Annotated in this window: 9 protein-coding genes; 6 read left to right on the top strand and 3 right to left on the bottom strand. The window is 39.1% G+C overall.

What is annotated here, in order from left to right; genetic code table 11:
- Positions 1 to 62: 62 nt before the first annotated feature.
- Entirely contained in the window at positions 63 to 887 is an 825-nt protein-coding gene (locus J1G40_RS08395) for a DUF2807 domain-containing protein (RefSeq protein ID WP_265242174.1), read from the top strand.
- Here J1G40_RS08395 and J1G40_RS08390 read toward each other — a convergent pair.
- Both J1G40_RS08390 and pckA read right to left on the bottom strand, forming a co-directional pair.
- Complete coding sequence (locus tag J1G40_RS08390; protein ID WP_265242173.1) at positions 884 to 3,148, bottom strand: acyl-CoA dehydrogenase; 2,265 nt, start codon at positions 3,146 to 3,148, stop codon at positions 884 to 886. The genes J1G40_RS08395 and J1G40_RS08390 overlap by 4 nt on opposite strands.
- Positions 3,149 to 3,265: 117 nt before the next feature.
- Positions 3,266 to 4,867, bottom strand: coding sequence for a phosphoenolpyruvate carboxykinase (ATP) (gene pckA / locus J1G40_RS08385; protein ID WP_265242172.1), 1,602 nt, complete (start codon positions 4,865 to 4,867; stop codon positions 3,266 to 3,268).
- Between the two features lie 161 nt (positions 4,868 to 5,028).
- On the opposite strand from pckA, the gene ruvB reads away from it, so the two are divergent.
- The 5 genes from ruvB to J1G40_RS08360 all read left to right on the top strand — a co-directional run bounded on the left by ruvB (position 5,029) and on the right by J1G40_RS08360 (position 13,203).
- Entirely contained in the window at positions 5,029 to 6,051 is a 1,023-nt protein-coding gene (gene ruvB / locus J1G40_RS08380) for a Holliday junction branch migration DNA helicase RuvB (protein ID WP_265242171.1), read from the top strand.
- A complete protein-coding gene (locus tag J1G40_RS08375; RefSeq protein WP_265242170.1) occupies positions 6,051 to 7,385 on the top strand; it encodes a cytochrome P450 in 1,335 nt (444 codons plus the stop codon). The genes ruvB and J1G40_RS08375 overlap by 1 nt, the downstream gene beginning before the upstream one ends.
- A 253-nt stretch (positions 7,386 to 7,638) precedes the next feature.
- Positions 7,639 to 8,718: a class I SAM-dependent methyltransferase gene (locus tag J1G40_RS08370; RefSeq protein ID WP_265242169.1), complete on the top strand. Its 1,080-nt coding sequence runs from the start codon at positions 7,639 to 7,641 to the stop codon at positions 8,716 to 8,718.
- Positions 8,719 to 8,993: 275 nt separating this feature from the next.
- The gene (locus J1G40_RS08365) at positions 8,994 to 10,409 is read left to right on the top strand and encodes a S8/S53 family peptidase (RefSeq protein WP_265242168.1); all 1,416 of its coding nucleotides are present in this window, start codon (positions 8,994 to 8,996) and stop codon (positions 10,407 to 10,409) included.
- 19 nt (positions 10,410 to 10,428) lie between these two features.
- On the top strand, positions 10,429 to 13,203 hold the full coding sequence (locus J1G40_RS08360; protein ID WP_265242167.1) for a CHAT domain-containing protein: 2,775 nt from the start codon (positions 10,429 to 10,431) through the stop codon (positions 13,201 to 13,203).
- On the opposite strand, the gene J1G40_RS08355 is transcribed toward J1G40_RS08360, so the two are convergent.
- Complete coding sequence (locus tag J1G40_RS08355; protein WP_265242166.1) at positions 13,183 to 13,908, bottom strand: hypothetical protein; 726 nt, start codon at positions 13,906 to 13,908, stop codon at positions 13,183 to 13,185. The two genes, J1G40_RS08360 and J1G40_RS08355, sit on opposite strands and share 21 nt — an antisense overlap.
- Between the last annotated feature and the right edge of the window lie 4 nt (positions 13,909 to 13,912).

Below are 13,912 nucleotides of genomic sequence, written 5' to 3'. Positions count from 1 at the left end.
TATCACTTTTTTGTAATATCTTAGTACAACCCTCTGATTATAAGAACATGAAATACTTGAATATGAAAAATCTGATTCTTCTGGCATTGATTATATCCACCTGCGCTGTTCATGGGCAGAGAAAACCAAAGATAAAAGGTAACAAGGCAGTCATTGATGTCAGGGAAGACTTACCGGCCTACAATGCCATTGAACTCAATGATGATCTTGAAATTGTCTTACAGAAATCTTCCAATCCGGGTTACACCATAACCGCTGATGATAACCTAATTGATGTGCTGAAATTTCAGGTTAAAGACAGTACCCTGATCATCAGTTCATTTTATAAAATTACTGCAAAGAAAAAATTGGAGATTACGGTTAATTATAACGAATTACAATCGATTACTTTACGCGAAGGAGTTGTCAAAATGGATGATATCATTTCAACATATCAGCTTAACATAAATACATTCGGGGCTTCGAGGTTAGAACTAAATGCTAGCACTACTTTAACCCATTTAAATATGGAAGGCCAAAGTTCGGGCGACTTTAATTTGGACAGTGATTCTTTATCAGTTAATCTAAAAGATAGAGTTGATGCCAGTATTTATATGGTTGGGACTGGGAGTAATGTAGAAATGCATAAAAACGCTTCGGTTCGTATGGAAGGGACTGCCGATACCCTCAACCTGAAACTATTTGAAAATGCAAAATTTAAAGGAGAAAAGTTAGAGGCAGCGGTGGTAAATGCCGAGCTCGAAGAAACGACAAATGCAGAGATTAATGCTTTTAGGGAAATAATGCTTAGCAGCAGAGGATCTGCCAGAACTAACTTATATGGAAATCCTAAAATTACCATAATAGAATTCTTGGATTCCTCAGAATTACATAAACAGGCAGACTAATTACTTATTGGGGCAGTAAGGAGTTCTTGCGGTATTCCGAATCCTTCTACCAATACTTTTATATGAGGACGGAGTTCGGAGCAGAGCCGTTCCACCCTTTGTCTAATTGCTTTGGATTTTGTTCCCCCGATATATCCATGTTCTAAGTACCATTTAGCATCACTTCTTATTTCAGAAAGAGCGTACAAAGCACCTACCTTTTGGAACAAAAGTCTGTGTTTTTCATCTTCAATAGTCTTACTGAAATCACAGAATTTTTTATATGCGAGTTCAATGCTATATGCATGCGCCAAAGCCAATAAATGGGTCTGGACTTTCAGGAACGACTGATATGAAGGGATTCCTTTCTTTATGTAACCCCTAATTCGCATTGCCAGCGTATAGGTAAGCCTTCGGGTACGGTAGTCGAAAGCGTGTTGGTGAAATTTAGGATTGTATAAATGGTCTTTATCTATCTTATTGGAATACAAAGGATTTATTGCCGTTAGTTTGTCGCTCAACTGAGTGCCAACTAATTTTAGCACCGAGGCGAATCCTGCACTGTTGAATTCCGATTTAAAATCGGACAAAATACCTTTGGCAGCTAATTGCATAAGCACTGTATTGTCGCCTTCGAAGGTTGTAAATATATCAACATCGCCCTTGAGATCAGCGATCCTGTTTTCCAATAAATAACCTTTACCCCCACACGCTTCTCTGCATTCCTGAATAGTGGCATTAGAGAAGTTGGTGATCACAGATTTTAAACCGGCAACCTGAGTCTCAATTTTTCGTTTATCGCTATTAGTATCATTACTGTAATCTTCCATTAACTGATCTAAGGCTACCTGATAAACATAACAACTGGCTATTGCCGGAGTTAAGCGCAATTGATGAGATGGATAGTCCATTATTAAATCTTCCTGCACCTTAATGCTGTCATTGAATTGTCTGCGCTCTAAAGCGTAATTAACCGCGATGGCCAATGACATTTTTGCTCCACTCAATGCTCCTTTAGCAACACAAATTCTGCCTCCTACCAGGGTGCCAAGCATAGTAAAGAAGCGTTTATTGGGATTCTTAATATTGGAAAAATAACTGCCGTCATCCCGGATTTCACCATACTTGTTCAGTAGGTTCTCTCTTGGAACACTCACCTGCCTGAACCATATCTTTCCGTTATCCACTCCATTTAATCCTAATTTGTATCCATTATCCTCAATAGTAATTCCTGGTAGCAGTTGATGTTTTTTATTGCGAAGAGGTACAAGAACGGCATGTACACCATGGTTTTTGCCATCAACAATGAGTTGTGCAAAGACAGATGCAATAGTACTGTGCAAGGCATTACCTATATATTCTTTATTGTCATTTATACCGGGAGTATTTATGATCAGACTATCCGTTTCCTTGTCGTAGGTGGCGGTGGTTTTAATTCCCCTGACATTAGATCCATGCCGTGTTTCTGTCATTGCAAAACATCCCAGTAGTTTGGCATCCGCTGCCGATTTCAAATACTTGTCATGATGTGCCTTAGTGCCCAATTTTTGGATGCTTCCTCCAAAAAGACCAAATTGAACCCCGAATTTCACTGCCAGACTCCCATCAACATAAATCAGGTTTTCGAAAATAGCCCCATAGATGTTAATATTGTCAGTTCCTCCGTATTCTTTCGGATACGCCATTGCCCCGTACCCCTTTTGTGCCAGAGATTTAAGCTGTTCTAGAATCTTTTCTCTGTAAACACTTTTGTCTCTGTTTATCTCCCAGTTAAATATAGCATCTCCTGTAAAACTGCGAAAAGCATCTATTTCAGGGGCGTATTCTCCTTTAAATATTATATCGATAACGTTGGCATCATAGTAATTTGATGTTTTCATCTGAGCCACATCAACATTAAATAAGTGGTTGTAATGGTTGGGTTGTATCCCAAGATTGACTTCTATTTCTTTTAGATGAGTATTAAAAGGGCAAACTTCTTTATAGGCGCAAACTACTTTTTGACTAAAATTGGCTAGCGGGTAGGTCTCACTTTCAACCAATTTTATATGAGCCTGTGAAATGGTTTGCCTCCAATTTTTAATTTCCAGATTTGAAGGAGGTTGTTCCTTATTTAGCCAGGCCTTTAAGATGATTTTGTCGTCTGTGCTTAGTGAAGTGTCTTCTTCAATTGATTTAGTGACAACGCTAACTTCAGAGAATGATAAGAGGTCGTCTGCCCAAATAACATAAAAGAAAGGAATGTATTGAAGTATCCCTGTAGAATAACTGGTTTTTTGCATAGGTTGAAAATACAATTTTATCACTAAAATTCGATACTTCCGGTATGATCAAAAAAAGCCTGATGCTAACTGAGGTGTATTACAGTTAATCATCAGGCCGTTCAACCTATGTGTGTTTTAAGCTTCTAAAGCCTCACTTTTCTTGGGTCCTGCGTTTAGAATTTCAGAATTTACATCGTCAGCAAATTTTTTGAAATTCTCATTAAAAAGAGTCACAAGTTTCTGTTTGGTCTCATGGTACTTCTCCTTATCATCCCAGGTGTTTTTTGGAATAAGCACCTCGGCAGGTACATTCGGACATGCTGTTGGAATCTGGAATCCAAAGGCATCGTCCTCCACAAATTCTACCCCTTCAAAATCCTTATTATGGATAGCATCAATCATTGCTCTGGTGTATTTTAACTTCATTCTGGAACCTACACCATGGGCACCACCTGTCCAACCGGTATTTACCAACCATGCCGTTGCCTTATGCTCTTTAATTTTTTGAGCAAGTAATTCTGCATATTTATTGGGGTGCCACATCATAAAAGCTGCTCCAAAGCAGGCGCTAAACGTAGCCTGTGGTTCTGTAACTCCCATTTCTGTACCGGCTACTTTTGCCGTATAACCGGATATAAAATGATAACTGGCCTGTTCCGGACTTAATTTGCTTACAGGAGGAAGTACTCCAAAAGCATCACAGGTAAGGAAGATTATGTTTTCCGGATGACCTGCAATACAAGGTATTTGGGTGTTATCAATAAATTCTATTGGATAAGATGCCCGGGTATTCTGAGTAATAGAAGTATCCGTATAATCTACTTTTCTTGTCGCCTTGTCATATACCACATTTTCTAATACAGTCCCAAACTTAATGGCGTTGAAAATATCGGGTTCATTCTCTTCTGAAAGATCAATTGCTTTTGCATAACATCCTCCCTCAATATTAAAGGTTCCGTCATCTGTCCAGCAATGTTCGTCATCACCTATTAATCTTCGTTTTGGATCTGCACTCAAGGTAGTTTTACCTGTACCCGATAGCCCAAACAGTATGGTTACATCATCTTTTTCCCCAACATTGGCAGAGCAGTGCATTGGTAGTACTCCTTCAAGTGGCATTAAGTAATTCATTATACCAAAGATGCCTTTTTTCATTTCACCGGCGTATTGAGTCCCCAGAATTACAATTTCTTTTCTTTCCAGATTTACATCTATACTTGTCTTGGAAGTCATTTCTGATGTATATCTGTTTGCCGGGAATCCGCCAGCATTCATTACTACATAATCTGGTTCCCCAAAGTTTGCCAGTTCTTCAGCGGTAGGCATAATCAGCATATTCTGCATAAAAAGGGCATGATACGCTCTTGTACATATAATTCGTGTTTTAATTCTGTACTTGGGATCCCATCCTGCAAATGCATCAACGACATAAAGGTGATCGCAAACATTTAAATAGTCTAATGCGCGCTCATGATTCACCATAAAAGTATGTTCATCCAGCCCGATATTAATATCGCCCCAATCTATATTTTTTTCTGAATCAGGGTGCCTGACTATACGCTTATCCTTTGGACTACGTCCGGTTTTTTCACCAGAGTATGTCATTAGTGCCCCCACATCAGAGATGGCAGTTCCTTTTTCTAAACGTAACCCTAGTTCATATAAGACAGGAACACTACTGTTTCTGTATATCTTTTCTGTTTCTATTCCGTATTTGCGAAGATTAAAAGCTGTCATATTATCTGATTTTTGGTATTAAATTACTATTATTTCCTAATACTGTACAAAGGAGCTAATAATTCAGATTAAAAAAGATGATAAATGTCATGCTTATCTTATACAAGTTTTAAAATTCTGTAAATTATATCACCTTTACTTTTTAGTATCTTTGTTATGATATGAACGAGCATCTGGATCCCACAGCCGAGAATTTTTCACAAGAGGAAATGGACATTGAAAGGGCATTGCGACCCATTTCGTTTGATGATTTTGCCGGGCAGGATCAGGTTCTGGAAAATTTAAAGATCTTTGTACAGGCCGCCAATCTAAGAAATGAGGCTTTGGATCATACACTATTCCATGGTCCTCCGGGTTTAGGGAAAACCACCCTGGCCCATATTCTGGCCAACGAACTTGGTGTAGGTATAAAGATTACCTCTGGGCCTGTATTGGACAAACCCGGAGATCTGGCAGGGTTGCTCACCAATCTCGAAGAACGCGATGTACTTTTTATAGATGAAATTCACAGGCTTAGTCCAATTGTAGAAGAGTACCTCTACTCTGCGATGGAGGATTACAAAATTGATATCATGATAGAGACCGGGCCCAACGCCAGGTCTGTTCAGATTAATCTGCATCCGTTTACACTTATAGGGGCAACTACAAGATCAGGGCTGCTTACTGCCCCAATGAGAGCTCGTTTCGGGATATCTTCCAGACTGGAATATTACAGTACGGAATTACTATCTACTATTGTAGAACGAAGTGCCGAAATCTTAAAAGTCCCTATCGCTACAGAGGCTGCCATAGAAATTGCAGGACGGAGCAGGGGTACCCCCAGAATATCTAATGCTCTATTACGGCGAGTGCGAGATTTTGCACAGATTAAAGGTACAGGGAACATAGACATGAAAATTTCCAAATACGGGCTTAAAGCACTAAATGTTGATGCTCATGGCCTGGATGAAATGGACAATAAGATTTTAACTACAATTATTGATAAATTTAAAGGGGGCCCAGTTGGGATATCCACACTGGCCACTGCTGTTTCAGAAAATTCAGAAACCATAGAAGAGGTTTATGAACCATTTTTAATTCAGCAAGGATTTATAATGAGGACTCCAAGGGGCAGGGAAGTTACCGCACTGGCCTATAAGCATCTTGGCAGAATTAAAGATGGAGAACAACCGGGCTTATTTTAATGAAAAGACTTCCTTCTATTTCATTATACCAGGTATTCCGCAACAGAAAACGCATTCTTAAAAATCCGCTGCCATTTCACAAAGAGAATTTTCAAAAATTTGGAGATAGTTTCAGGGTAAAGTTAAGTAATGGCAAATCTGTGGTCTTTACAAGAAACCCCGGGCTAATTAAACATCTGCTGCAAAAACAACACAAATCTTATCATAAGTCGCCCCTTCAGACTGTGGATCTTGCTAAATATATTGGACATGGCATCCTTACTTCAAATGGTGATCATTGGCTGACGCACAGAAGGATGGTACAACCGGCTTTTCATAGAAAAAAACTTGCGGGGCTAATTCATACCATGCAGGAGACTATAAAAGGAGAATTACTTAAAATAGAACCAGACTGTACGGTAGATGTTTTTCCCTTGATGGGAGATCTGGCCTTTCAGGTAGTGGCCAAATCACTATTCAGCAGAAATGACATTCAGGAGGACATGGCCACACTGAAACATATTACCAATTCTAATCAGGAAATGCTGATCAGGGAAATGCGTCAACCCTATTTAAAGTGGTGGTTCCGACTCAGTGGTCAGATCAGCAAACATATCGGACAGGCTAATGAGGCCCGGGCACTACTCAATAAAATTATAGAGGACAGGGAGGCCTCCAGTGAAGAAAAAGACGACCTTTTAGATATGTTACTTTCTGCCCGATATGAAGATGGTACTCCCATGTCCAGAGAACAGTTGATTGATGAAGTTTTGATTCTGTTTACTGCAGGATACGAAACTACGGCCAATGCCCTAAGTTTTGCGCTTTACTTTCTTGCTAAGCATCCTGGGGTGCAGCAAAAGGCCTATACAGAAATTTCAAGAACAATAGCAAATGATTCTTTTGATATGGCCGGCATAGCTGGTTTGCCGTATGTTCAGAGTTGTATAGAAGAAGCTATGCGCCTTTATCCGCCGGCTTATTACATAGATAGAATAGCCATTGAAGACGATCAGTACAACGGGCAGCACATAAGCAAGGGAACCATGATTCTAATGTCTATATTTGAACTTCATCGTTATACTGACTTTTGGGAACAACCAGATGAGTTTATTCCTGAACGTTTCAGCCAGATTTCAAAAAAGGGGCTATCAGATTATTACTATCCATTTGGTGCTGGTCCCAGAATGTGCGTTGGTAATAATTTTGCCATGTACGAAATGATTATTACGGTATCCTTATTGTTGCGGAAATATAGTATTAGCACCCAAAAAGATACGGTTGCAATTAATCCTCTGATTTCCCTGAAACCCCGGGAAGTGCCTTTAAAGTTTTCTGAACGTATGGAAAATTAGAATTAATTGTCTATTTATCCGCAAATTAACAAGAAAGTAAAAGTTTGATATTCAGTTGCTTAGTCTTTCTTTTTTCCTTAACTTAAGAGACTTCCCCCCAAAAAACTCCCCATACTAAGTACAGGAGTTTCTTAATTCCCCCTTAAGTATTCTTTTGTCTTTGTAGAAAATACGGTATGGAATATTGTATAAGGACCAATTACAGCCCCTCAGCTTAAAAAACAACTAATATTAATCTGATAAACGAAAAATTATGGAAGTAAATGAACAAGAGTCGCCACAGGTGAACGAAGAGAAATTACATGCCCTCCTGGGTAAAATGGTTACGGAAATGGGAGCAGCCGCTATTGGTCCTCTCATTATTTTGGGAGATCGGTTGGGATTATATAAGGCACTAGAGCAATATGGGCCATTAGGGTCCAAACAATTGGCCGATGCAACAGGAACTGCCGAAAGATATGTTAGGGAATGGCTGGCAGCTAATGCCGCATCTGGTTACATAGAATACAATGCACATAGCAATCAGTTTTCTATGAGCCCTGAACAATCAATGGTTTTTAGTAACCCGGATAGCCCGGTATTGATGACCGGGGCTTTTTACGCTATTTCTTCAATGTATCATGACGAAGAAATTATGGAAAAAGCCTTTTCTTCGGGTGAAGGTGTTTCCTGGGGAGACCATCACAGCTGTTTATTCTGTGGAACTGAAAAATTCTTCAGGCCTTCGTACAGCACTAATCTGGTTCAGAACTGGCTACCGGCATTGCACGGGGTGGTAGAGAAATTGGAAAAAGGTGCTAAAGTTGCGGATGTAGGATGTGGCCATGGCGCATCTACAATGATCATGGCCGAGGCCTTCCCGAATTCAGAATTTATAGGGTTTGATTTTCATGAGGGTTCAGTGAATCATGCCGCTGAGGAGGCTAAGAAATCAGGATTAAAAAATGTGTCTTTTAAAGTGGCCACAGCCAAGGATTTTCCGGGCAAGGATTATGATTTAATAGCATTTTTTGATTGCCTGCACGATATGGGAGACCCTGTTGGAGCCTGTGCACATGTCAAAGCGGCTTTAAAACCGGAAGGTACCTGCCTTATGGTAGAGCCCTTTGCAAATGATACACTGACAGAAAATATGAATCCGGTTGGAAGAGCGTTTTATTCGTTTTCCACCATGCTTTGTACCCCAAGTTCTTTAAGCCAGGAAGTTGGATTGGCCCTGGGAGCTCAAGCCGGAGAACGTCGCTTAAAGGAGGTTGCGATGAATGGCGGATTTACAAGATTCAGAAGGGCGACAGAAACGCCTTTTAATTTAATATTGGAAGCGCGTCCGTAAAGCGTTTCTTTCGATCTGATTCGAAAAAGCCGAAGTTTATGACTTCGGCTTTTTGTTTTTTCAATCACCTGTATAAAGTATATAATAACTCTAAATACCTATTATATAGATACTTAAAATTAATGTTAGCATTTTTTTGTATCTTTAGTTTAATCCTTAATCATCTTTTTCTGACTTCCTCCCCCTTTCCCCCCAAATTACAAGGTTATCTATTTGTAGTGTTAACCTTAGTGACTTTTATACAGGCTAACAGATAAATCATAAAAACTAATCAGATGAGAAAGCTATTCCAATTTTTCTGCGTACTAGTCCTTTTAATCTCAGTTTCAAATTGCAAATCCAAGTTAATCAGGACTATTGAAGTATCCGTAACAGAAATGTCTAAGGATTCCAATAACCATCTTAGGGAATCGGAAATCATTGTGTCGAATCAAATCATTGTATGGTATCCTGAAAATTTTACAGCTGCAGATAGGGCTAATATCAGAGATACGATCATAGATGAAATTGATCCCGACACACCCATCAGGAAGTGTTCATGCGGCAGTCAGAATATAGAACTTATAACGCTCAATGATAACGTTAATATTGAAGGAGCAATCGGTTCCGTGAAGGGCAAAGGTGGTGGAGCAGGGGTTGAAGGGGAAAATCAGTTTGTTTTTTATTTACCGCCAGTCGATAGCCTTATAATCGATGAGAAAGTGATGGCGTCTTTAGATCTTAATGACATTAAAAACCTCTCTAAAGTTTCCCCAAATACGCCCAAGGTTAATATAGCAGTGGTTGACACGGGTATAGGAATGTTCAGCGATTTAAATAGTGGACCTTACCTGTATAGTACAGAAGGTAATTCAGGATTGAAATGCCCGGGAGAGATCAGTGGCTGGAGTTTTGTGGAAGAGCTGGGTAATGCCAGTACAGCTGCTTTTAATCAGCACGGACCGTTGGTCACCAAGATCATTAGAAAGGAATTGGAAGAACAGCAAATTAACTATAGTATTTTGCCTGTTAAAGCATTTGATAAAGAAGGAAAAAGTTCCTATTGGAAACTGGTATGTTCATTGGCATATATTAAGGAAATACAGGAACAGAATGGAGATATTCATTTAGTAAATGCCAGTTTTGGATATGATTTTAAACGTTTCAGCGATTCAGACCGTGAGAAATTATTAGAGCGTCAGAAAATTTTTAAAAAGCTTATTGAAGAGTTACAGACGAGTACAGTGGTGGTAACTTCTTCAGGAAATGAGGGTGAGGATTCAAACATGACTAAAAACCATCATTATCCTTCTGGCTTTAATACAACGGATAACATCCAAAAAACTAATATGATTGGAGTTGGTGGCTATGTAGGGCAACCCAATGTAATTAAGACGATGGGTAATTTTGGTGATATGACCATTGATTTGGCAGCCCCATTTGGGGCGTATAGTATGTCATTTGACATTGAGGAGAATCCGGATCAGAAAGTTGTATTGAATATTGATGCCAATGGAACATCTTATGGTACCGCCTTTACCACCGCTGAAATGGCAAAGTTCATTCATCAGAGTCTGGAAAGCGCAACAGGCCAGCAATTGATACCATGGCAATTGAAATTGGGTTATTTTAACTCCAATAATGTTCAAAGGAGTGCAAATTCACTTTTTGTAAGTCGCATTAAGGAAGGTAAATATATTCCCAAGGAGTAATTAATACAAGCCATAGCGCATGCCTAGAATCTTATTGTTTTCATTGTGCATTTTGTTAATCTGCTCATCTGAATTAGTTGCGCAGCATCAGTCCTTATTGGATATTATAAATTCAAATTTGTCCGATGAACAAAAACAAGAAAAGTTAGACTCTGTCCTTATTACCCTTATGAAGGATTTAGCTCCAGGCAAATTAGCTGATTGTTATCACGATATAGGTGCAAAATGGTATTATAGAAATTGGGTAAAGAAAAAGAAAAAGAAAGACCTGATTAATGCTATAAAGTATACTGAAAAAGCTCTTGAAATTAAGAGATCTGCAGATAGCCTAGAGGTCTGTTCCATAAATAAAACCATATTTAATCTGGGATTCTTTAAACGGTTGAATGAGAGTATTTTTGAAGCTATAAATATCTTTCAGGAACTAGATAGATACGGCACTGAATTTTGTTCAGAACATTTAAATGATCGTGATAAAGTAAAATGGGCAAGGTATGAATTGGGAAGTTTATACATAATCACAGGAAACTATTATGAGGCAATTGAAGTATTCAAAAGGATAATATCGAGGTACGCAATTGGAGATAAAAAAAATGATAACAGGCGATTGGGTGCTGTCGAGGCCAATATCCAAATGGCGGAAATATACTTTAAATTAGGCACTAGAAGGTATCTAAAGAAAATACAAGATTACTTAAAAGCTGCCGAAGATTTAAACCTTTCAAATGACCCGTATTTTGATCATAATGTGGCCCGTATAAATAATTTAAGAGGGAATTGTTTTTTAATATTAAAAGACTACAAGAAAGCTTCCGAGTTTTATCCTAGTGTAATTGAAAAGCTGCCAATTACAGATTCTCTTAATAGGGCCGAGGTTTACAGCAATCTGGGATATGTATTTAATAAATTAAAATCCTATGAAACAGCTAAAATTTATTTGAATGAGGCATTAAAATATAATCCCGGTAATGGAAATGTTTATAATAATCTTGGGGATCTCTATCTGGCGAATAATGATTATATGGGAGCTCTCGAGAAATACAATACTGCGATCATCTTAGAGATAGGGAAATCTGCAGACTTGCCATATGATGAGCTTCCTGCATTGGAATTGTTAGAATATTCTGCAAATAAAGTAAAACTATTAAATCATATTGTCACCAAAGCCAATGGCTGGATCTCCTATTATGAATATGAAAATAAGAAGGAACATCTCATCCATGCCCTGGAGACCTTTACCCTGGCAGATAAATTGGTAGACCTTATCAGAGCGGTAAGCAATGAACAAGCCTCCAAACTCTATTGGCGCGAAAAAAGCAGTGCCCTTTATATGAAGGCGGTGGAAGTTTGCTTCCTGTTAAACCAGCCAGAAAAGGCCTTCTACTTTATGGAACGTAACAAAGCCCTCTTACTGCTCGAGGATCTTGGCCAGGAGGAAGCCAAGGTTATTGCACAAATTCCACCATTGCTTAGCGCGCGGGAATTTAGTCTTAAGCGCCAGATATTTTTAGCCGAAAACACACTTTTTGAATCTGAGGATGACGATAAAGCCAGCATGGATTCCCTGAAATTGCTAGTGAATGAAAATAAATACACTTATCAGAATTTTATCGATTCCTTAAATACTGCCTACCCCGACTATGCCAAATACAAGCGTAACCCGGTTATTTTAACCTATGATGAACTCGCCTCCAAATACCTCACAAATGAAAAGGCCGTCGTACACTATATTTTAAATGAAGAAGATGGATATGGACTGCTAACAACAAATGAGAAATCAATATTATTCAGATTGGAGCATACCAACCAGCTTAATTCAAACATAGAACAGTTCAATGCACTGCTTGTAGATGGTCTATCAGATCTGAGTACTTTATCCAAAAAGTCGCACAGCTTGTTTACCAATATCATGCCAGCAGCAATTTATGAGCAGATAAAAGGGAAACAGCTGATAATTGTACCTGACTATACCTTGCAACGACTTCCTTTTGAGACTTTAATCGCTGATGCCGACCAGCAAAAATATCTTTTGGAGGATGTTGAAATATCCTATGTCTATTCCATGTCTTTATTAGATCATAACCAAGGGCTGGTCAAAAATACATCTGAGCAGTTTCTGGGGGTGGCACCCGTAAATTTTGAACCATTAGGTCTGGCGGCATTAAACAGCAGCCAGGGAGAGCTCGAAGGAATAGCAGATTATTTTAATAGTGAAGTGCTGCTTAATACTAATGCCACCAAAGTTAATTTTTTGGATAAAGCGATTTATCCTAAAATCATTCACCTGGCCACCCATGCAGATGTGGGTCAGGGCGAAAACCCCTGGATAGCTTTTAGTGATGAAAAAATGTACCTGAAAGAAATTTATGCCATCAAAACAGCCTCTGATATGGTGGTCCTCAGTGCCTGCAATACTTCAGACGGGAACTTAAAGCGGGGAGAGGGTGTTATGAGCCTTGCCCGGGGATTTTTCTACAGTGGTGCTAAAAGTGTGGTTTCTTCGCTCTGGCCAGTTACCGATGAAAGCGGAAAAGAGCTAATGATCTCCTTTTACAAAAACCTGGATAAAGGGCATTCCAAATCCAGGGCACTTCGGGAGGCAAAATTAAGTTATCTCAAAAATGTTAAAGCAGCGGAACTTAAACATCCGTTTTACTGGGCGGGGTTTGTAATGCTTGGCGATAATGCTGCCCTTGTTAAATCCTCTGTCTCCTTTTGGAGCTATACAGGAATTGCAGTGTTGTTGGTTCTAATATATTTCTTCCGAAAAAAACTATTTAAGCGACTTCAATAGTTCCTTTGCCTTTTCAACATCATATTCATTTCCATCAACAACCTTTTGTAGCATGATTTTTGCGTTTTCCAAATCATCTGTTTGCAAATAAGCCATGGCCAGGTACCAATGTGATTTATCGCTCAATCTGTCATTGGTTTTAAGGTGCTCTTGTAATAATGGGATGGCCTCTGCCCCCCTGTTAAGTTCAATTAAGGCATTTGCAGTATAAAAAAGGTAGTAAGAATCCCCGGTTTCCTCATAAAGCATGGGGAACATCTGTGCGGCCTTTTCAAAGTCCGCTATTTCATAGGCTTCAAACGCATCTTTCTTCGGATTGTCTTCTGCACTACTTCTAATATTTGGGGCCACCACATTGGGATAAGGTTCAAAACTTGTGGTGAATACTTCCTGAGGAGTCAGGTTTTGATTGAAAATAAAGAGATAACTCAGCACAAGCAGTACTGCAATGGAAGCCGCTACCAGCCATTTGACAGGGAAGTTCTTAGTCTTGATTTTTTCATGACTGACCTCATTTTCAAATTCGGTCAATAACTGCCTAAATTGGTCATCGTCCTCGGCTTCAGTAACTATTTTGAGGTTTTTATGAAATTCAACCTCCTTTTTAAAAGCCGGGTCGGTTTTTAAGAGTTGGTCAAATTCGCGCTCCTCCGATTTGCTCAGCCGCCCTTGTACATATTTTACTATCAATTCCTCTCTGTCCATAGCT

It is taken from the genome of Muriicola sp. Z0-33, assembly GCF_026126425.1.
Taxonomy (GTDB): Bacteria; Bacteroidota; Bacteroidia; order Flavobacteriales; family Flavobacteriaceae; genus JAFMPW01.
Note: the sequence above shows the minus strand (reverse complement) of the source record. Positions and strands in the feature narration are given on the sequence as shown.

Bases quoted from the DNA above. Each gene is read 5' to 3' on its own strand.
- J1G40_RS08355 (WP_265242166.1), bottom strand. From the start codon at position 13,908: ATGGACAGAGAGGAATTGATAGTAAAATATGTACAAGGGCGGCTGAGC.
- J1G40_RS08370 (WP_265242169.1), top strand. From the start codon at position 7,639: ATGGAAGTAAATGAACAAGAGTCGCCACAGGTGAACGAAGAGAAATTA.
- ruvB (WP_265242171.1), top strand. From the start codon at position 5,029: ATGAACGAGCATCTGGATCCCACAGCCGAGAATTTTTCACAAGAGGAA.
- J1G40_RS08390 (WP_265242173.1), bottom strand. From the start codon at position 3,148: ATGCAAAAAACCAGTTATTCTACAGGGATACTTCAATACATTCCTTTC.
- J1G40_RS08395 (WP_265242174.1), top strand. From the start codon at position 63: ATGAAAAATCTGATTCTTCTGGCATTGATTATATCCACCTGCGCTGTT.
- J1G40_RS08360 (WP_265242167.1), top strand. From the start codon at position 10,429: ATGCCTAGAATCTTATTGTTTTCATTGTGCATTTTGTTAATCTGCTCA.
- J1G40_RS08375 (WP_265242170.1), top strand. From the start codon at position 6,051: ATGAAAAGACTTCCTTCTATTTCATTATACCAGGTATTCCGCAACAGA.
- pckA (WP_265242172.1), bottom strand. From the start codon at position 4,867: ATGACAGCTTTTAATCTTCGCAAATACGGAATAGAAACAGAAAAGATA.
- J1G40_RS08365 (WP_265242168.1), top strand. From the start codon at position 8,994: ATGAGAAAGCTATTCCAATTTTTCTGCGTACTAGTCCTTTTAATCTCA.